This window comes from Acidovorax sp. GW821-FHT09A11 (assembly GCF_059418365.1).
The window spans coordinates 121,022-138,589 of record NZ_JBWKPS010000004.1; the positions used below are offsets into that span (position 1 = coordinate 121,022).

Annotated in this window: 18 protein-coding genes; 14 read left to right on the top strand and 4 right to left on the bottom strand. The window is 66.8% G+C overall.

What is annotated here, in order from left to right; translation table 11 throughout:
• Positions 1 to 86: 86 nt before the first annotated feature.
• The 8 genes from AC07PV_RS11680 to AC07PV_RS11715 all read left to right on the top strand — a co-directional run bounded on the left by AC07PV_RS11680 (position 87) and on the right by AC07PV_RS11715 (position 7,830).
• Positions 87 to 1,157, top strand: coding sequence for a type II asparaginase (locus AC07PV_RS11680; RefSeq protein WP_218293168.1), 1,071 nt, complete (start codon positions 87 to 89; stop codon positions 1,155 to 1,157).
• Positions 1,158 to 1,640: 483 nt separating this feature from the next.
• Positions 1,641 to 2,546: a glycine--tRNA ligase subunit alpha gene (glyQ, locus tag AC07PV_RS11685; protein ID WP_056413984.1), complete on the top strand. Its 906-nt coding sequence runs from the start codon at positions 1,641 to 1,643 to the stop codon at positions 2,544 to 2,546.
• Positions 2,547 to 2,568: 22 nt separating this feature from the next.
• The gene (gene glyS, locus AC07PV_RS11690) at positions 2,569 to 4,713 is read left to right on the top strand and encodes a glycine--tRNA ligase subunit beta (protein ID WP_494630313.1); all 2,145 of its coding nucleotides are present in this window, start codon (positions 2,569 to 2,571) and stop codon (positions 4,711 to 4,713) included.
• A 52-nt stretch (positions 4,714 to 4,765) separates the two neighbouring features.
• On the top strand, positions 4,766 to 5,380 hold the full coding sequence (gene gmhB, locus AC07PV_RS11695) for a D-glycero-beta-D-manno-heptose 1,7-bisphosphate 7-phosphatase (RefSeq protein ID WP_218293170.1): 615 nt from the start codon (positions 4,766 to 4,768) through the stop codon (positions 5,378 to 5,380).
• A gap of 64 nt (positions 5,381 to 5,444) precedes the next feature.
• The gene (locus AC07PV_RS11700; protein ID WP_218293171.1) at positions 5,445 to 6,191 is read left to right on the top strand and encodes a lysophospholipid acyltransferase family protein; all 747 of its coding nucleotides are present in this window, start codon (positions 5,445 to 5,447) and stop codon (positions 6,189 to 6,191) included.
• Entirely contained in the window at positions 6,175 to 6,357 is a 183-nt protein-coding gene (locus AC07PV_RS11705) for a hypothetical protein (protein WP_494630315.1), read from the top strand. The genes AC07PV_RS11700 and AC07PV_RS11705 overlap by 17 nt, the downstream gene beginning before the upstream one ends.
• A 4-nt stretch (positions 6,358 to 6,361) precedes the next feature.
• Positions 6,362 to 7,339, top strand: coding sequence for a M48 family metallopeptidase (locus AC07PV_RS11710; protein WP_494630316.1), 978 nt, complete (start codon positions 6,362 to 6,364; stop codon positions 7,337 to 7,339).
• 71 nt (positions 7,340 to 7,410) lie between these two features.
• The gene (locus AC07PV_RS11715; RefSeq protein WP_218293173.1) at positions 7,411 to 7,830 is read left to right on the top strand and encodes a rhodanese-like domain-containing protein; all 420 of its coding nucleotides are present in this window, start codon (positions 7,411 to 7,413) and stop codon (positions 7,828 to 7,830) included.
• 86 nt (positions 7,831 to 7,916) lie between these two features.
• Here AC07PV_RS11715 and lysM read toward each other — a convergent pair whose 3' ends face one another.
• Entirely contained in the window at positions 7,917 to 8,399 is a 483-nt protein-coding gene (lysM, locus tag AC07PV_RS11720) for a peptidoglycan-binding protein LysM (protein WP_218293174.1), read from the bottom strand.
• A 177-nt stretch (positions 8,400 to 8,576) separates the two neighbouring features.
• Between lysM and AC07PV_RS11725 the strand changes: the two genes are divergently transcribed.
• Entirely contained in the window at positions 8,577 to 9,344 is a 768-nt protein-coding gene (locus AC07PV_RS11725) for a type III pantothenate kinase (RefSeq protein ID WP_218293175.1), read from the top strand.
• 99 nt (positions 9,345 to 9,443) lie between these two features.
• Here the strand turns inward: AC07PV_RS11725 and AC07PV_RS11730 are convergent, their stop codons facing one another.
• From AC07PV_RS11730 to AC07PV_RS11740, 3 genes are all read right to left on the bottom strand, one after another.
• Positions 9,444 to 10,217: a tetratricopeptide repeat protein gene (locus tag AC07PV_RS11730; RefSeq protein WP_218293176.1), complete on the bottom strand. Its 774-nt coding sequence runs from the start codon at positions 10,215 to 10,217 to the stop codon at positions 9,444 to 9,446.
• A gap of 75 nt (positions 10,218 to 10,292) precedes the next feature.
• Entirely contained in the window at positions 10,293 to 10,955 is a 663-nt protein-coding gene (locus AC07PV_RS11735; protein WP_218293177.1) for a TetR/AcrR family transcriptional regulator, read from the bottom strand.
• 249 nt (positions 10,956 to 11,204) lie between these two features.
• Positions 11,205 to 11,807, bottom strand: a complete 603-nt coding sequence (locus tag AC07PV_RS11740; RefSeq protein ID WP_218293178.1) for a phasin family protein — start codon at positions 11,805 to 11,807, stop codon at positions 11,205 to 11,207.
• 227 nt (positions 11,808 to 12,034) lie between these two features.
• On the opposite strand from AC07PV_RS11740, the gene AC07PV_RS11745 reads away from it, so the two are divergent.
• The 5 genes from AC07PV_RS11745 to rfbC all read left to right on the top strand — a co-directional run bounded on the left by AC07PV_RS11745 (position 12,035) and on the right by rfbC (position 17,566).
• Positions 12,035 to 14,023, top strand: a complete 1,989-nt coding sequence (locus AC07PV_RS11745; RefSeq protein ID WP_494630317.1) for an SDR family oxidoreductase — start codon at positions 12,035 to 12,037, stop codon at positions 14,021 to 14,023.
• Positions 14,024 to 14,134: 111 nt separating this feature from the next.
• Positions 14,135 to 15,229, top strand: a complete 1,095-nt coding sequence (gene rfbB / locus AC07PV_RS11750; protein WP_494630318.1) for a dTDP-glucose 4,6-dehydratase — start codon at positions 14,135 to 14,137, stop codon at positions 15,227 to 15,229.
• Positions 15,226 to 16,116: a dTDP-4-dehydrorhamnose reductase gene (gene rfbD, locus AC07PV_RS11755; RefSeq protein ID WP_494630319.1), complete on the top strand. Its 891-nt coding sequence runs from the start codon at positions 15,226 to 15,228 to the stop codon at positions 16,114 to 16,116. Before rfbB ends, rfbD begins: the two co-directional genes overlap by 4 nt.
• A gap of 13 nt (positions 16,117 to 16,129) precedes the next feature.
• Positions 16,130 to 17,014 (top strand): glucose-1-phosphate thymidylyltransferase RfbA, encoded by an 885-nt coding sequence (gene rfbA / locus AC07PV_RS11760; protein ID WP_218293182.1) that lies wholly within the window; start codon positions 16,130 to 16,132, stop codon positions 17,012 to 17,014.
• A gap of 6 nt (positions 17,015 to 17,020) precedes the next feature.
• Positions 17,021 to 17,566: a dTDP-4-dehydrorhamnose 3,5-epimerase gene (gene rfbC / locus AC07PV_RS11765; protein WP_218293183.1), complete on the top strand. Its 546-nt coding sequence runs from the start codon at positions 17,021 to 17,023 to the stop codon at positions 17,564 to 17,566.
• Positions 17,567 to 17,568 lie beyond the last annotated feature (2 nt).

Sequence of the window (17,568 nt, forward strand, 5' to 3'; positions counted from 1 at the left end):
ACGATCCGGCACCGCCAACGAGCGGCCGGGCTGTCAGCGCATTCCGCTGGCGGCCTCTTCATAACAACTGTCTGGAGATTTCTGTCATGCGCATTTCCCCCCCCGTGCACCGCTGGCTGGCCGGCCTGCTGCTGTCCGCCGCCTCGGCCGTGGCCATGGCCCAGGCCGCCAAGCCCCATGTCGTGGTGCTTGCCACGGGCGGCACCATCGCCGGTGCGGGCGCCTCGGCCGCCAACAGCGCCACCTACGCCGCGGCCAAGGTGCCGGTCGACAAGCTGCTGGCGGGCCTGCCGGAGCTGGCCAGCGTCGCCAAGGTCTCGGGCGAGCAGGTGTTCCAGATCGCCTCCGAGAGCTTCACCAACGAGCACCTGCTCAAGCTCGGCCAGCGTGTCTCGGCCCTGTCCAAGCAGGCTGATGTGGACGGCATCGTCATCACCCACGGCACCGACACCCTGGAAGAAACCGCGTACTTCCTGAACCTGGTGGTGCGCACGAACAAGCCCATCGTCGTGGTCGGCTCCATGCGCCCCGGCACGGCCCTGTCGGCCGACGGCGCGCTGAACCTGTACGACGCCGTGAGCGTGGCGGCCAGCAAGGACGCCGCCGGCAAGGGCGTGCTCGTCACCATGAACGACGAGATCCAGAGCGGCCGCGACGTGAGCAAGACCATCAACATCAAGACCGAGGCCTTCAAGAGCCAGTGGGGGCCGCTGGGCATGGTGGTGGAGGGCAAGAACTACTGGTTCCGCGCGCCCGTCAAGCGCCACACCGCCAATTCCGAGTTCAACATCGACGAGATCCAGGCCCTGCCCGCCGTGGACATCGTGTACGGCTACGGCAACATGAACACCACGGGCATCGAGGCCTACGGCAAGGCTGGCGTGAAGGCGCTGATCCACGCCGGCACGGGCAACGGCTCGGTGGCCGCGCAGGCGGTGGATTCGCTCAAGGCGCTGCGTGCGGCGGGCGTGCAGATCGTGCGCTCGGCCCGCGTGCCCGACGGTTTCGTGCTGCGCAACGCCGAGCAGCCCGACGACAAGTACGACTGGGTGGTGGCGCATGACCTGCGTCCGCAAAAGGCCCGCATCCTTGCCATGGTGGCGCTCACCAAGACCAACGACAGCAAAGAGCTGCAGCGCATCTTCTGGGAGTACTAGTCTCCCCCTGAGGCGCTGCGCGCCTTCCCCCTAAGGGGGAACCTGGTGGACTGGCGGAGCCAGATCCACGGGTGCTCTCGCGATGGCCGCGTGTCCAGTTGGACCTTGGGTTGTGCGAGTCGAGCGACGGATTTTTATTGATTTGGCGTGCTGCTGTGCGCCGATGGTTGCCTGCAAGGGCGGCACCTGCACGCGGTGGCTTATGGGCGGCGCGGATGGGTTGGAAAGGCTGGGGCTCCACGAGGGCTCTGGCCTTTTTTCATGGGGCGGGCGGTTTCGACCTCTGGCTGCTGGCAGCGACTGGCGGTGGCGTCGCGGTGTTTGCAGGGCGGCCTTGCTGCGGCGCCGTAAAATGATCGGTTCGCGTGTGCGATGCCCGTCCGTGCTGCCCGGGGTGGTCGGCAGGCCTTGCGCCCACGCCTTGCATCGTTTTCTTTTCTCCTCCTACTTGCCCGGCCCTGGCTTGCCAGTGCCACAGACGCCATGTTGACATTCCAGCAAATCATTTTGAAGCTGCAGTCCTACTGGGACGCGCAGGGTTGCGCTCTTTTGCAGCCCTACGACATGGAAGTGGGCGCCGGCACCTCGCACACCGCCACCTTCCTGCGCGCCATCGGACCCGAGCCCTGGAAGGCCGCCTATGTGCAGCCCAGCCGCCGCCCCAAGGACGGCCGCTACGGCGAGAACCCCAACCGGCTGCAGCACTACTACCAGTACCAGGTGGTCCTGAAGCCCGCGCCGGCCAACATCCTGGAGCTGTACCTGGGCAGCCTCGAAGCCCTGGGCTTCGACCTGAAGAAGAACGACATCCGCTTCGTCGAGGACGACTGGGAGAACCCCACGCTGGGCGCCTGGGGCCTGGGCTGGGAGGTGTGGCTCAATGGCATGGAGGTGACGCAGTTCACCTACTTCCAGCAGGTCGGCGGCATCGACTGCAAGCCCGCCACGGGCGAGATCACCTATGGTCTGGAGCGCCTGGCCATGTACCTGCAGGGCGTGGACAACGTCTACAACCTGAAGTGGACCGACACGCTGAGCTATGGCGATGTGTACAAGCAAAATGAGGTGGAGCAGTCCACCTACAACTTCGAACACAGCGACGCGGACTTCTTGTTCACCGCCTTCAACGCGCACGAAAAGCAGGCCAAGTACCTGATGGAGCAGCAGCTGGCGCTGCCCGCCTACGAACAGGTGCTCAAGGCCGCGCACAGCTTCAACCTGCTGGATGCGCGCGGCGCGATCAGCGTGACCGAACGCGCTGCGTACATCGGCCGCATCCGCAACCTGGCCCGTGCCGTGGCGCAAAGCTACTACGAGAGCCGCGAGCGCCTGGGCTTCCCCATGGCACCGCGCGAGTGGGTGGAGCAAATGGCCAAGAAGGCAGCCTGAGCGGACGAAAGAGAACAAGAACATGACGACGACCCAAAACCTTCTCGTAGAACTGTTTGTCGAAGAGCTGCCGCCCAAGGCGCTGCAAAAGCTGGGCGATGCCTTTGCCACCGTGCTGGGCGACCAGCTCAAGGCGCAGGGCCTGGCCACGGCAGCGTCCGTGGTCACGCCCTTTGCATCGCCCCGCCGCCTGGCCGCGCATGTGACCGGCGTGGCCGACAAGGCCGCCGACAAGGCCGTGCAGCAAAAGCTCATGCCCGTGACCGTGGGGCTCGACGCCAGCGGCAACGCCAGCCCGGCGCTGTTGAAAAAGCTGCAGGCCCTGGGTGCGGATGTGTCCGACCCGGCAGCTGCCGTGGCGGCGCTCAAGCGCGCGCTGGACGGCAAGGCCGAGGCCCTGTTCTACGACAGCGTGGTGCCTGGCGCGACGCTGCAGGACGGCCTGCAGAAAGCGCTGCAGGAGGCGATTGCCAAGCTGCCCATCCCCAAGGTCATGAGCTACCAGCTCGAGACCGACTGCGAACTGCCCGGCTGGACCAGCGTGAACTTCGTGCGCCCCGCGCACGGCCTGGTCGCGCTGCACGGCAGCACCGTGGTGCCGGTGAAGGCGCTGGGCCTCACGGCGGGCAACAGCACGCAGGGCCACCGTTTTGAAGCCGCCGTGTCGCCCGTGGTGCTGCAGGACGCCGACAGCTACGCCGCCACGCTCAAGAAGGACGGCGCCGTGATCGCCTCCTTTGCCGAGCGCAAGGCCGAGATCGCCCGCCAGCTGGCCGCGGCCGCCGCCCAGGTGGGCAACGGCGCGCGCCCCATTGAAGACGAGGCGCTGCTCGACGAGGTGACCGCGCTGGTCGAGCGCCCCAACGTGGTCACCTGCTCGTTCGAGACCGAATTCCTCGACGTGCCGCAGGAGTGCCTGATCCTCACGATGAAGGCCAACCAGAAGTACTTTCCCCTGCTGGACGCCGCGGGCAAGCTCACCCACAAGTTCCTGGTGGTCAGCAACATCAGCCCCGAGGACACCAGCTTCGTGACTGGCGGCAACGAGCGCGTGGTGCGCCCGCGCCTGGCCGACGCGAAGTTCTTCTTCGACCAGGACCGCAAGAAGACGCTGGCCTCGCGCGTCGAGGGCCTCTCCAAGGTGGTCTATCACAACAAGCTGGGCACACAGGGCGAGCGCGTGGAGCGCGTTAGGTCAATAGCCAAAGCCATTGCCACGCAATTGGGCGATGCTGCGCTGGTCGCTGATGCCGACAAAGCCGCGCAACTGGCCAAGACCGACCTCGTGACCGACATGGTGGGCGAGTTCCCCGAGCTGCAGGGCATCATGGGCGGCTACTACGCCCTGAACGACGGCCTGGGCGAGACCGTGGCCCACGCCATCGAAGACCACTACAAGCCCCGTTTTGCCGGTGATACGCTGCCGCGCAACACCGCCGGCGTGGTGGTGGCGCTGGCCGACAAGCTCGAAACCCTGGTGGGCATGTTCGGCATCGGCAACCTGCCCACCGGCGACCGCGATCCGTTCGCGCTGCGCCGCCATGCGCTGGGCGTGATCCGCATGCTGGTCGAAAAAGACCTGCCGCTGCAGCTCAACGACCTGCTCGCCGGTGCGGTGCCCGCCTTTGGCGACAAGATCACCGACGCATCCGCGCAACTTGCCGACTTCATCTACGACCGCCTCGCCGGCAGCCTGCGCGAGCAGGGCTACCGCGCGCAGGAGGTCGACGCCGTCCTGGCCCTGCGCCCGCAGCGCCTGGCCCTGGTCGAAAAGCAACTGGCGGCCGTGCGCGCCTTTGCCGCACTGCCCGAAAGCCCGGCCCTGGCCGCGGCCAACAAGCGCGTGGGCAACATCCTGAAAAAGGCCGAGGTCGAGGGCCCGGTGGATGCCCACGTGAACCCCGACCTGCTGCAGGAAAAGGCCGAGCAGGACCTGTACGCCGCGCTGCAGCGCTTCGTGCCCGAGGCCAATGCGCAGTTCGACGCGGGCGACTACACCGCCAGCCTGCAGACCCTGGCCGTGCTGCGCGCGCCGGTGGATGCGTTCTTCGACGACGTGATGGTCAACGCCGAGCAGCTGGATGTGCGGATGAACCGCCTGGGCCTGCTCAAGATGCTGCACAACGCGATGAACCGCGTGGCCGACCTCTCGCGCCTGGCCGTTTGACCGGATGGCCCAAGCTGATAGGCTGGCGATTCTCACAAGGTAACCAAGCCCCATGAAACTCGCCATCCTCGACCGCGACGGCACCCTCAACCCGCTGGGGGAGGACTACATCACCTCCGCCGACGAGTGGACCGCCGTGCCGGGCGCGCTCGAAGCCATCGCGCGCCTGAACCATGCCGGCTGGCATGTGGTGGTGGCGACCAACCAGCCGGGGCTGGGCCGGGGGCTGTTCGACGTGGTGGCCCTCAATGCCATCCATACCAAGATGCACCGGCAGGTGGCCGCCGTGGGGGGGCGCATCGACGCGGTGTTCTACTGCCCGCACGCGGCCGACGAGGAGTGCGCCTGCCGCAAGCCCGCCCCGGGCCTGCTGGAGCAGATCAGCGACCGCTATGGCGTGGAGCGGCAGGACGTGCGGGTGGTGGGCAGCTGTGCCGCCCATCTGCAGGCCGGCGCCGCGCTGGGCGCGCAGCTGCACCTGGTGTGCACGGGGCAGTCGGCCCAGGTGCACCCCGGCGGGCCGCTGCCGGCGGGCATTCCGGCGGGCACGCTGGTGCACGCCAGCCTGGGGGATTTCGTGGACCAGCTGCTGCCCGCGGTGCAGGTGCCGGCGGCAGCGCTGGCGGCCATTCCCCTGCCCCTGCACGGCAGTGCCCCATCGTCTTGATGCTATTAATTTAATAGCTGCCAGCGCTAGATGATCAAGCGCTGGCAGCCGAAAACTCCTAAAAATGGCTTTTATCCGTTCCGTCATTCACCTTCTCTGGATGGGCATCACCGTCGTGCCCTATGCGCTGGCCATCATGCTGGGCACCCTGCTGGGCGTGCGCGGAGGGCCGCTGTACCGCATCGCACGCGCATGGCTGTCGCTGTGCATCAGCGGTGCCCGGGTGATCCTGGGCGTCCGCGCCCATGTGACCGGCATGGAAAACCTCCCGCAGGGCGAGAACGCCGGGGCCGTGCTGCTGGTCAAGCACCAGTCCACGTACGAAACCTTCCTCATGCCCACGATCATGCCGCGCCCGCTGGCCTACGTGTTCAAGAAGGAGCTGCTCTACGTTCCCTTCTTTGGCTGGGCGATTGGCCGCCTGGACATGATCCACATCGACCGCAACCAGCGCACGCAGGCGTTCAACAAGGTGGTGCAGCAGGGCAAGGACCTGCTGGCCAAGGGCATCTGGATCATCATGTTCCCCGAGGGCACGCGCATCGAGCGCGGGCGCAAGGGCAACTACAAGACCGGGGGCACGCGCCTGGCCATCGACACCGGCGCGCCCGTGGTGCCCATCGCCGTGACCTCGGCCAAGGTCTGGCCGCGCAAGGCCTTCATCAAGCGGCCCGGCGTGGTGGACGTGTCCATCGGCAAACCCATTTCCAGCGTGGGCCGCCAGCCCGACGAGCTGATGCGCGAGGTCGAGGCCTGGATCGAGGCCGAGATGCGCCGCCTGGACCCCGAGGCCTATGAGAACACCCCCTGAGCTGCTCCTCCTGAAGTGCCGCGCCGCGCGGGAGGGAGGGCGCCACCAGCGCATGCCGGCAAGGCGCCGCCAGCGTGGCGGGGCGGCCCTGGCGCGGCGGCTGCTGGCCTGGGCAGCGCCGGTGGCGGATGCCCTGGATGGCTGCTCGTCGCTGGGGAGCTATTGATTCCATGCACCGGCTTGTGCAATTGGCGCTCGACCTTTTCGACCCGCCGGCCGCACCGGTTGCGGCATCGGCGGTGCAGGCTTCAGGTTTCAAGCCTGGAGCGCCGCTGGCGCAGAATGATCAAGCGCCGGTAGCTCCTAAAACGATAGCAAGCAGGCCTGCGGCACCGGCGGTGCCCTTGCCGTCCCTGCTGTCGCCGGCCGAGTTCCGCCACCCGCAGGCCAGCCGCGAAGTGCTGCTGGGCGACGCCGTGGTCGCCTATGCGCTGCAGCGCGCACGGCGACGCACCATCGGCTTCACCGTGGGCGCGGATGGCCTGTCGGTGCGCGCGCCCAGCTGGGTGACCCTTTCGGCGGTGGACGCCGCGCTGCGCGACAAGTCGGACTGGATCCTGCGCAAGCTGTCGGAGGCCCGCGAGCGCCAACAGCGCATGGAGGGCGGCCGCATCCTCTGGGCCCATGGCGCGGTGCTGCCGTACCTGGGCGAGCCGCTCACGGTGGTGCTGGACCCAAGCCATGGCTTTGCCGGCAGGGGCGGGGCGCTGGTGCCGTCCGCGCCGCCCTCGGCCGGGGAAGAGGGCATCGCCGTCGCCCGCAGCCTGCACATCGGCCTGCCCCACAGTGCCAGCGCCGCCCAGATCCGCGACGCCGTGCAGGCCTGGCTCATGCGCGATGCACGCCGCCACTTCACCGCGCGGCTGGACCACTTCGCCCCGCTGCTGGGGGTGCGCTGGGCCAGCCTGCGCCTGTCCAGCGCGCAGACCCGCTGGGGCAGTGCCAAGGCCGACGGCTCCATCCGCCTGAACTGGCGCCTGCTGCACTACCGCCCGGCCATCATCGACTATGTGGTGGCCCACGAGCTGGCCCACCTGCGCGTGATGGACCACAGCCCGCGCTTCTGGGACACCGTGGCCACCGTGGTGCCCGACTACGCGGTGCTGCGCAGCCGCCTGCGCGATGAACCCGCTCCGTTGTGGGAGTGACGCATTCGCCCCTGTGGCGGGCCGTGGGCCCGTCCCGTGGACCGGTTAACCGAGATGAAAGGAGCTAGCTGATGACCATCCCGCAAACGATCACTCCCGCCGAAGGCTACGCGGGCGATGTCACGCCGCAGCAGGCCTGGCAGTGGATGCAGGCCGGCCAGGCCGTGCTGGTGGACGTGCGCAGCGACGCCGAACGCGAATGGGTGGGACAGGTGCCCGGGGGCGCCGCCGTGGCCTGGAAGCAGTGGCCAGGCATGGCCCTGAACGCCGGATTCGACACCCAGCTGCGCGCGGCCGCACCCGCCGGCGCCACGCTGGTGATGCTGTGCCGCAGCGGCGTGCGCTCCATCGCCGCGGCGCGGCGCGCCACCGAACTGGGCTTCACGGCCTACAACATCCTGGAAGGTTTCGAGGGAGATGCCGACGCCCAGGGCCAGCGCGGCAGGAAGGGCGGCTGGCGCTTTCACGGGCTGCCCTGGCGGCAGAACTGAGAGACGACCCGCCGGTGCGCGCGATGGGCGCGCCCAAAAAAAGCGGGCCTGGTGGCCCGCTTGCCCGTCAGGACGTCTTGCCCTGCTCAAAGCGGCGGAATGCGCAGCTTCTGGCCGGGGTAGATCTTGTCGGGATGGGTCAGCATGGGCTTGTTGGCCTCGAAGATCGCGGGGTACTTGTTGGCGTCGCCATAGAACTTCTTGGCGATGGCGCTGAGCGTGTCGCCGCGCACCACGTCGTGGTACTGGGCCTCGGGCTCGGGATTGGTCACCTCCATCAGGTTCTCGACGCTGGTCACGCTGGCCACGTTGCCGCAGCACAGGGTGACTTTTTCCTTGGCGCCTTGCGTGGGGGCGGTGCCCTTCACGGTGACCTTGCCCTGCGTGCCGTCGAACGCCACCTGCACGTTGCTGGCGCCCAGGTTCTGGGCCGCGATGTAGGTCTCGATGGCCTTGGCCGCCTTGGCATTGAGTTCATCCTGTGTGGGCGCAGCGGCCGTTGCTGCCTGGGCCTCCTTGCCGCCGAACAGCTTTTCGCCGGCTTCCTTGATGAAACTGAAAAGACCCATGTCGTACCTCCTAAAGTTGCAGAAACAGGAACGACCACTGTAGCGTGCAAAGCGTGGCGCTGGTGTGTCGCACAGGCGCGCGAAACGATTTTTGACATTCTTTCCGCGCCATCCCGCCGCCGGCGCCTGTCGCCGCGGGTACGCGGGGGCGCCGCAAAACTCGGGATAATCCCCCGCATGACATTTCTGGCCATCGACGTCGGCAACACCCGTCTCAAATGGGCGTTGTACGACGCTCCCCGCCCCGGGGCTGCGCTGCTGGCGCATGGCGCCGAGTTTCTGGACCACATCGACCGCCTGGCCGAGGGCAGCTGGGCGCCCTTGCCGCACCCCCAGCGCATGCTGGGGTGCGTGGTGGCGGGCGACGCCGTCAAGCGCCGGGTCGAGGAGCAGATGGAGATCTGGAACGTCGAGCCCTCGTGGGTGGTGTCGTCGGCGCAGGAGGCAGGTCTTGCCAACGGCTACGACCATCCCTCGCGCCTGGGCTCCGACCGGTGGGTCGCCATGGTCGGTGCGCGCCACCATGTGCTGCGCCAGGGCCCGGCGCGGCCGCTGGTGGTCGTCATGGTGGGCACGGCGGTCACGGTGGAGTGCATCGACACCGAGGGCCGGTTCATGGGCGGGCTCATCCTGCCGGGCCACGGCATCATGCTGCGCGCGCTGGAGTCCGGGACCGCCGGGCTGCACGTGCCCACGGGCGAGGTGCGCATGTTTCCCACCAACACCAGCGATGCCCTCACCAGCGGCGGCACCTATGCGATCGCGGGGGCCGTGGAGCGCATGGTGCAGCACGTCATCCAGCACTGCGGCGAGGAGCCGGCGTGCCTGATGACCGGCGGCGCGGGCTGGAAGATGGCGCCCAGCATGACGCGCCCTTTCGAACTGGTGGACAACCTGATCTTCGACGGCCTGCTGGAGATTGCCTTGCGCCGCTTTGCCGGCTGACCTGGAGCGCGGACTTCGCGGCCCGGCCGCATTCCGCGGCGCCACGGGCGGTCCTGGATTTTCAGGACGGGCGCGGCCAGGCCAGGGGGTGTTCCGAATTCAATCTTCCAGTTCGGCGCGCGCCATCTCCACGTCCAGGCGCTCCATCGCATCGGCGGGTTCGCTGGCGGCGGCCTTTTCGTAGAACCCGGTGGCTTCCTTCATCTTCTTGTCGCCTTCGAGCATGACCAGGGCGTTGGCGTATTCGATCATGCAGATGGCCGAGCCGGGGTTGAGCTTGAGGGCTTCCTGGAACAGCTTGAGTCCGGTGTCCTTCTTCGCGCCGTAGGTCATGCCGCCAATCAGCGAGCCCACCTTGTCGATCACCTCGGCATGGAATGCGCCCAGCGCGATGCGTGCATCGGCGTGCTTGGGCGACAGCGCGATGGCCTTTTCCAGCGATTCCTTCACCTTGCCGCCCAGGCCCTGCGCCAGCGCCTTGGCCACGCTGATGCCCTGGCTGTAGCGGCCCAGCGCGTAGGCGTGCCAGTACCAGGCATTGGCGTTGCCGGGCTCCGCCGCGGCCTGCGCCTCGGCGCGCTCCGCCACCTGGGTGAAGAGGTCGAGCCGGGTCTTTTCCCTTTGCTCCAGGTAGTTGGCGTAGATGGAGGCTGCCTTGTTGGCCACCGTGATGCCAGGGCCGCCAGCCGCCAGGCCGGCCGCCGCTGCCTTCTCGAAGTCGCCGTTGTGGAACATCGCCCAGGCTTCGAGCACCGCGGTGTCCTTGGGGCAGGGCTCGGCATCGCCGCTGTGCAGCCGGGCCCAGTGCTTCTTGACGCTCGCGGCGTCGAACGCATAGTCGCCTGCGTGGGGGAAGGGGGTCCATTTGGCCATGGTGTGTGTCTCCTGAAGTTCTTGTGGGAGGGGGGCCTGTCGTGCTGCCGTGAGGCGGGTGCTTGCTGCCTGCGCCTATCCCGGCGCAGCGGCGTAAGCGCCCACCAGCTCCAGCAGATGGGCCCGCTGGCTGCTTTCGAGGTAGGGCATGAGCAGGTTCAGCACATGGTGGGCGCCGCGCAGGAGCGCGGCCTGGGCGCTTTCAGGCTCCAGCGCGCGGCGCGGGTCGCGCACGTACTCGAAGCTCAGCCAGTAGGTCAGCACCACCACCATGCTGGTGGCGGTGGCTTCCAGCTCGCGCGAGTCGATGTGCAGGCTGTCCGCGCGGCCCATGCCATCGAGCATGGCGCGCACGGCCCGGGTCTTGTTCTTGAGGATGGCCTGGAAGTGGGTTTCCAGGCGCCGGTTCTTGGACAGCAGGTCGTTCAGGTCGCGGTACAGGAAGCGGTACTGCCAGATCAGCTCGAACAGCGTGTGCATGAAGAACCAGGCATCCTCCACATTGCGCACGCCGTCACTGGCCGTGAGGAGTTCGGTGAGCGAGCGTTCGTAGCGGTCGAACAGCGCGTTGATCAGCTCATCCTTGGCGGGATAGTGGTAGTAGAGGTTGCCCGGGCTGATGCGCAGCTCGGCGGAAATCAGGGTGGTGGAGACGTTGGGTTCGCCGAACCGGTTGAACAGGTCCAGTGTCACTTCCAGAATGCGTTCTGCGGTGCGGCGTGGCGCTTTCTTCACCATGTGTGCGGGCCCCTTCGCGTCGTTTTGCGTCGTTGTTTCGATGTCTCTGGTGGTTACTCTAACCGACACAGAAATGCTGCACTGCGGCATCGCGCCTGCATATCAGCGCCGCTGCGTCCCTGTCGTGGGCGGCCTGGCGCGAGGGCGTGGGCTCCGGCCAAAAAAAGCGGCCAACACGCTCTCGCGCATTGACCGCCTTTTTTTCAGGGGCGGCACGGTGGTGTTGCCTGCCGCCTGCCTGATGCGCAATCAGCTGCCCGATGGGGTGTTGGCGCCGGTGTCGGCTGCCGCGCGTGCGGCAGGCTTCTTGGCGGCGGCCTTCTTGGCCGGAGCGGCCTTGGCGGCGGGCTTTGCAGCCGCCTTGGCAGGGGCCGCCTTTTTCGCGGGGGCCTTCTTGGCCGGGGCCTTGGCGGCGGGCTTTGCGGCAGCTGCGGCCTTGGCGGGGGCTGCCTTGCCGCCCTTGGCCAGTGCATCCACGCGGGCGCTCAGTGCCTGCAGGTCGCGGGCCGATGGCACGCCCAGCTTGGACAGGGCCTTGGCGACGCGGTCTTCAAAGATGTTCTCGAGCTTGTCCCACTGGCCCTGGGCCTTGGAGCCGATGTCGCTGGCCATGGTGGTCACGCGGCTGGTGGCCTCGGTGATCTTTTCCTCGGCCACGGCCTGGGTCTTGCGCTGGATGGTCAGGCCTTCCTTGACCAGTGCTTCGAACACCCGGCCGCCTTCTTCCTGCGCCTTGGAGAAGGCGCCCAGGCCCGCCAGCCAGATCTGCTGGGCGGAGTCCTTGACGGTGCTGGACAGTTGGGCGTTGCTCTTTTTCTTGTCGGCGCTGAGTTTCTGCAGTTTCTTGACCATGGGGCCTCCGTTGTGCGGTTGGGTGGGTTTGCCAGGGCGGATTGCCTCTGACGCATGGCCGCACTGTACGCCGCGCGGCGCGCAAGGTGTAGGCGCGCGCTCCTAAAAATGTAGAGCGTGCCGTCTAGCCCGCGCCGGGCTGCGGGCCCTAGGATCGGCGCGGGTTTCTGCTGAATCGGTGCGCGCAGGCCTTGGGCAAGAATGAAGCTATCTCACAGGAGTTTTCCATGCAGTATTTCGTGACGGGGGCAACGGGTTTCATTGGCAAGCGGCTGGTCAAGAAGCTGCTGGAGCGCAAGGGCGCGGTGGTGCATTTCCTGCTCCGCAAGGAAAGCGCGGACAAGGTGGCCGACCTGCGCAGCTTCTGGGGCGTGGGTGCCACGCGCGCCATTCCCGTGTTTGGCGACCTCACCGCGAAGAAGCTGGGTGTGGCTGCGGAAGACGTCAAGAAGCTCAAGGGGCAGATCGACCACTTCTACCACCTGGCCGCCGTGTATGACCTCTCCGCCGACGAGGAAACCCAGGTCGCCGTGAACATCGAGGGCACGCGCAACACGGTCGATCTGGCCAAGGCCATTGATGCCGGGCACTTCCACCACGTCTCGTCCATCGCTGCCGCGGGCCTGTATGAAGGCGTGTTCCGCGAGGACATGTTCGAGGAGGCCGAGGGCCTGGACCACCCGTACTTCCAGACCAAGCACGAGAGCGAGAAGATCGTGCGCCAGGACTGCAAGGTGCCCTGGACGGTGTACCGCCCCGCCATGGTGGTGGGCGACAGCACGACCGGCGAGATGGACAAGATCGACGGCCCCTACTACTTCTTCAAGCTCATCCAGCGCCTGCGCCAGCTGCTGCCGCCCTGGATGCCCACCGTGGGCCTGGAGGGCGGGCGCGTGAACATCGTGCCGGTGGACTTCGTGGTGAACGCGCTCAACGTCATCAGCCACCAGAAGGACATCGGCAAGAAGTGCTTCCATCTGGTGGACCCGGTCGGCTACCGCGTGGGCGATGTGCTCGACATCTTCAGCCGCGCCGCGCATGCGCCGCGCATGAACCTGTTCGTCAACGCCGCGCTGCTCGGCTTCATCCCCAAGAGCATCAAGAAAAGCCTGATGGCCCTGGCGCCCGTGCGCCGCGTGCGCAATGCCGTCATGAAGGACCTGGGCCTGCCCGAGGACATGCTCACCTTCGTGAACTACCCCACGCGCTTTGACTGCCGCGAAACGCTGGCGGCGCTCAAGGGCTCGGGCGTGACCTGCCCCAACCTCAAGGACTACGCCTGGCGCCTGTGGGACTACTGGGAGCGCAATCTTGATCCCGAGCTGTTCATCGACCGCACGCTCAAGGGCACGGTGGCGGGCAAGGTCGTGCTGATCACCGGGGGGTCTTCGGGCATCGGCCTGGCGGCGGCGCACAAGTTCGCCGAGGCGGGTGCGACCACCATCATTTGCGGGCGTGACCAGGACAAGCTCGACGAGGCGTGCGCGGAGGCCAAGGCCAAGGGCTACGCCTTCATCGCGTATTCGGCCGACATCGCCGACATGGCCGATTGCGACCGCTTCGTGCAGCTGCTGATCGACAACCACGGCGGCGTGGACTTCCTGATCAACAACGCGGGCCGCTCCATCCGCCGTGCCATCGAGTCGAGCTACGACCGCTTCCACGACTACGAGCGCACCATGCAGCTCAACTACTTCGGCTGCCTGCGCGTGACCATGGGCTTTCTGCCCTGCATGGTGGCCAAGCGCAAGGGCCATGTGGTCAACATCAGCTCCATCGGCGTGCTGACCAACGCGCCGCGCTTTTCGGCCTATGTGGCCAGCAAGGCGGCGCTGGATGCCTGGACACGCTGCGCATCGAGCGAGTTCGCCGACCAGGGCATCACCTTCACCACCATCAACATGCCGCTGGTGCGCACGCCCATGATCGCGCCCACCAAGATCTACAACAACGTGCCCACGCTGAGCCCCGAGGAGGCGGCCGACATGATCGCCCAGGCCTGCATCTTCAAGCCGGTGCGCATCGCCACGCGCCTGGGCATCACCGGCCAGCTGCTGCATGCGCTGGTGCCCCGCGTGGCGCAGATCACGATGAACACCAGCTTTCGCATGTTCCCGGATTCCACCGCCGCCGCCAAGGGTGACAAGGGCGCCAAGCCGCAGCTGTCGGCCGAGGCGGTGGCGCTGCAGCAGATGATGCGCGGCATTCACTTCTGACGACCGTCCGGCCCGCGCAGATGCCCATGCGTTGAACTCTGTTACCTGGTGGCCGGGCAGGGTGGGATAATCGCGGGTTCTGCCGAGCTGGCATTTCACACAGCCCTCCCTATGATTCTGGTTACTGGCGGCGCGGGTTTCATTGGCGCCAACTTCGTTCTTGACTGGCTTGCTGCCTCCAGCGAGCCCGTGGTCAACCTCGACAAGCTCACCTACGCTGGCAATCTGCACAACCTGGACAGTGTTCAGGGTGATGCGCGCCACATCTTCGTGCAGGGCGATATCGGCGACACCGCCCTGGTGGCCCGCCTGCTGGCCGAGCACAAGCCCCGCGCCGTGGTCAACTTCGCGGCCGAGTCGCATGTGGACCGTTCCATCCACGGGCCGGAAGACTTCATCCAGACCAACATCGTGGGATCGTTCCGCCTGCTGGAGGCCGTGCGCGCCCACTGGAGCGCGCTGCCCGAGGGCGAGCGCGCGGCGTTCCGCTTCCTGCATGTGTCCACCGACGAGGTGTACGGATCGCTGGCCCCCACCGACCCGGCCTTCGCCGAGACACGCGGCTTCGAGCCCAACAGCCCCTACAGCGCCAGCAAGGCCGCCAGCGACCACCTGGTGCGCGCCTGGCACCACACCTACGGCCTGCCGGTGCTCACCACCAACTGCAGCAACAACTACGGTCCCTATCACTTCCCCGAGAAGCTGATCCCGCTGATGATCGTCAACGCCCTGGCCGGCAAGAACCTGCCCGTGTATGGCGACGGCATGCAGGTGCGCGACTGGCTGTACGTGAAGGACCATTGCAGTGCCATCCGCCGCGTGCTGGAAGCCGGTGCGCCCGGCGAGACCTACAACGTGGGCGGCTGGAACGAGAAACCCAACATCGAGATCGTGAACATGGTGTGTGCGCTGCTCGACGAGCTGCGCCCCCGTGCCGACGGCCAGAGCTACCGCACCCAGATCACCTATGTGAAGGACCGCCCCGGCCACGACCGCCGCTACGCCATCGATGCGCGCAAGATCGAGCGCGAGCTGGGCTGGAAGCCTGCCGAAACCTTCGACACCGGCATCCGCAAGACGGTGCAGTGGTACCTGGAGCATGCCGACTGGGTGGCCAGCGTGCAGACCGGTGCCTACCGCGACTGGGTGCAGACCCAGTACGCGCAGGAGGCACCAGCCGCTGCCGTCGCGGACGCCAGCGCATGAACATCCTGCTCTTTGGCAAGGGCGGCCAGGTCGGGTGGGAGCTGCAGCGCAGCCTGTCCTTGCTGGGCACGGTGACGGCCCTGGACCATGACAGCACCGACCACTGCGGCGACTTTGCCAACCCGGCGGGGGTGGTCGACACGGTGCGCGCCCTGCGCCCCGACGTCATCGTCAATGCCGCGGCCCATACCGCCGTGGACAGGGCCGAGAGCGAGGCCGACTTTGCGCGCACGCTCAATGCCACCACTCCCGGCGCCATCGCGCAGGAAGCTGCGCGGCTGGGCGCCTGGCTGGTGCACTACAGCACCGACTATGTGTTCGACGGCAGCGGCCGCCGCCCCTGGGTGGAGACCGATGCGCCTGCCCCGTTGAGCGTCTACGGCCGCACCAAGCTCGAAGGCGAGCAGCTGATCGCAGAGGCCGGTGCCAAGCACCTGATCCTGCGCACCAGCTGGGTCTACGCCGCGCGCGGCGGCAACTTCGCCAAGACCATGCTGCGCCTGGCCCAGGAGCGCGATCGCCTGACCGTCATCGATGACCAGTGGGGAGCCCCCACCGGCGCGGACCTGCTGGCGGATGTGACCGCCCATGCACTGCGCCACCTGCAGCAGCGCCCGCAGGACGCCGGGCTCTACCACTGCGTGGCGGCCGGCGAGACGAACTGGAACGAATACGCAAAATACGTTCTTGCGCAAGCACAGCTTGTACAACCTGCTATTGAAATAAAAGCAAAAGAAGTGGCGCCAGTTCCGACAAGCGCATTCCCCACCCGTGCGGTGCGCCCGCACAACTCGCGCTTGAACACCGGCAAGCTGCAGGCCGCCTTTGGCTTGCAGATGCCGCCTTGGCAGTCTGGCGTGGCGCGCATGCTGGCTGAAACTCTCTGAACGGCACCTGACCATGACGCAACGCAAAGGCATCATCCTCGCCGGAGGCTCTGGCACTCGGCTGCACCCGGCCACCCTGGCCATCAGCAAGCAACTGCTGCCGGTCTACGACAAGCCCATGATCTACTACCCGCTGAGCACGCTGATGCTCGCGGGCATCCGTGACATCCTGGTCATCAGCACGCCGCAGGACACCCCGCGCTTCGAGCAACTGCTGGGCGATGGCAGCCAGTGGGGGCTGAACCTGCAATATGCCGTGCAGCCCAGCCCGGATGGCCTGGCCCAGGCCTTCATCATCGGTGAAGCATTCCTGGACGGCGCGCCCAGTGCCCTGGTGCTGGGGGACAACATCTTCTACGGCCATGATTTCCATGAGCTGCTCGGCAATGCACAGCAGCGCACGGTGGGTGCCAGCGTGTTTGCCTACCATGTGCACGACCCGGAACGCTATGGCGTGGCTGAATTCGACGCGCAGGGCAAGGTGCTGTCCCTGGAGGAAAAGCCCGCCCAGCCCAAGAGCAGCTATGCCGTCACCGGCCTGTACTTCTATGACAGCCAGGTGGCACAGATGGCCAAGAGCCTCAAGCCGTCGCCACGGGGTGAACTTGAAATCACCGACCTGAACCGCCTGTACCTGGACCAGGGCCAGCTGAATGTCGAGATCATGGGCCGTGGCTACGCCTGGCTGGACACGGGCACCCACGAGAGCCTGCTGGAGGCCAGCCAGTTCATTGCCACGCTGGAGCACCGCCAGGGCCTCAAGATCGCGTGCCCTGAAGAAATCGCCTGGCGCTCGAACTGGATCGACAGTGCCCAGCTCGAGCGCCTGGCCCAGCCTCTGTCCAAGAACGGTTACGGCCAGTACCTTCAGCGCCTGCTGAACGACAAAGTTTATTGAACCGCCATGCATTCCATCCGCCAATCCATCCCTGATGTCGTACTGATCGAGCCCAAGGTGTTCGGCGACAGCCGGGGGTTCTTCTACGAGAGCTTCAACCAGCAGGCCTTCCAGGAGGCTACCGGCGTCCAGTGCGACTTCGTGCAGGACAACCACAGCCGAAGCAGCCAGGGCGTGCTGCGTGGCCTGCACTACCAGCTGCCTCCCAGGGCCCAGGGCAAGCTGGTGCGGGTGGTGCGGGGCGCGGCGTTTGATGTCGCCGTTGACATCCGCAAGGGATCGCCCACCTTTGGCCAGTGGGTCGGAGCGCTGCTGACGGAAGACAACCACCGGCAGCTCTGGGTGCCGCCGGGGCTTGCCCATGGTTTCCTGGTGGTGTCCGAATCGGCTGATTTCCTCTACAAGACCACCGATTACTACAGCCCTGAGCACGAACGCTGCATCCGCTGGGACGATCCACAGCTGGCCATCGCCTGGCCTGCCGTCGATGCCGCCATCCAGCTGTCCGCGAAGGACCAGGCGGGACGCTGGTTCGCCGAGGCGGACCTTTGAGC

What these genes read in the sequence shown, in the direction of transcription:
- AC07PV_RS11680 (WP_218293168.1), top strand. Translation starts at nt 87, where the DNA reads ATGCGCATTTCCCCCCCCGTGCACCGCTGGCTGGCCGGCCTGCTGCTG.
- glyQ (WP_056413984.1), top strand. Translation starts at nt 1,641, where the DNA reads ATGTTGACATTCCAGCAAATCATTTTGAAGCTGCAGTCCTACTGGGAC.
- glyS (WP_494630313.1), top strand. Translation starts at nt 2,569, where the DNA reads ATGACGACGACCCAAAACCTTCTCGTAGAACTGTTTGTCGAAGAGCTG.
- gmhB (WP_218293170.1), top strand. Translation starts at nt 4,766, where the DNA reads ATGAAACTCGCCATCCTCGACCGCGACGGCACCCTCAACCCGCTGGGG.
- AC07PV_RS11700 (WP_218293171.1), top strand. Translation starts at nt 5,445, where the DNA reads ATGGCTTTTATCCGTTCCGTCATTCACCTTCTCTGGATGGGCATCACC.
- AC07PV_RS11705 (WP_494630315.1), top strand. Translation starts at nt 6,175, where the DNA reads ATGAGAACACCCCCTGAGCTGCTCCTCCTGAAGTGCCGCGCCGCGCGG.
- AC07PV_RS11710 (WP_494630316.1), top strand. Translation starts at nt 6,362, where the DNA reads ATGCACCGGCTTGTGCAATTGGCGCTCGACCTTTTCGACCCGCCGGCC.
- AC07PV_RS11715 (WP_218293173.1), top strand. Translation starts at nt 7,411, where the DNA reads ATGACCATCCCGCAAACGATCACTCCCGCCGAAGGCTACGCGGGCGAT.
- lysM (WP_218293174.1), bottom strand. Translation starts at nt 8,399, where the DNA reads ATGGGTCTTTTCAGTTTCATCAAGGAAGCCGGCGAAAAGCTGTTCGGC.
- AC07PV_RS11725 (WP_218293175.1), top strand. Translation starts at nt 8,577, where the DNA reads ATGACATTTCTGGCCATCGACGTCGGCAACACCCGTCTCAAATGGGCG.
- AC07PV_RS11730 (WP_218293176.1), bottom strand. Translation starts at nt 10,217, where the DNA reads ATGGCCAAATGGACCCCCTTCCCCCACGCAGGCGACTATGCGTTCGAC.
- AC07PV_RS11735 (WP_218293177.1), bottom strand. Translation starts at nt 10,955, where the DNA reads ATGGTGAAGAAAGCGCCACGCCGCACCGCAGAACGCATTCTGGAAGTG.
- AC07PV_RS11740 (WP_218293178.1), bottom strand. Translation starts at nt 11,807, where the DNA reads ATGGTCAAGAAACTGCAGAAACTCAGCGCCGACAAGAAAAAGAGCAAC.
- AC07PV_RS11745 (WP_494630317.1), top strand. Translation starts at nt 12,035, where the DNA reads ATGCAGTATTTCGTGACGGGGGCAACGGGTTTCATTGGCAAGCGGCTG.
- rfbB (WP_494630318.1), top strand. Translation starts at nt 14,135, where the DNA reads ATGATTCTGGTTACTGGCGGCGCGGGTTTCATTGGCGCCAACTTCGTT.
- rfbD (WP_494630319.1), top strand. Translation starts at nt 15,226, where the DNA reads ATGAACATCCTGCTCTTTGGCAAGGGCGGCCAGGTCGGGTGGGAGCTG.
- rfbA (WP_218293182.1), top strand. Translation starts at nt 16,130, where the DNA reads ATGACGCAACGCAAAGGCATCATCCTCGCCGGAGGCTCTGGCACTCGG.
- rfbC (WP_218293183.1), top strand. Translation starts at nt 17,021, where the DNA reads ATGCATTCCATCCGCCAATCCATCCCTGATGTCGTACTGATCGAGCCC.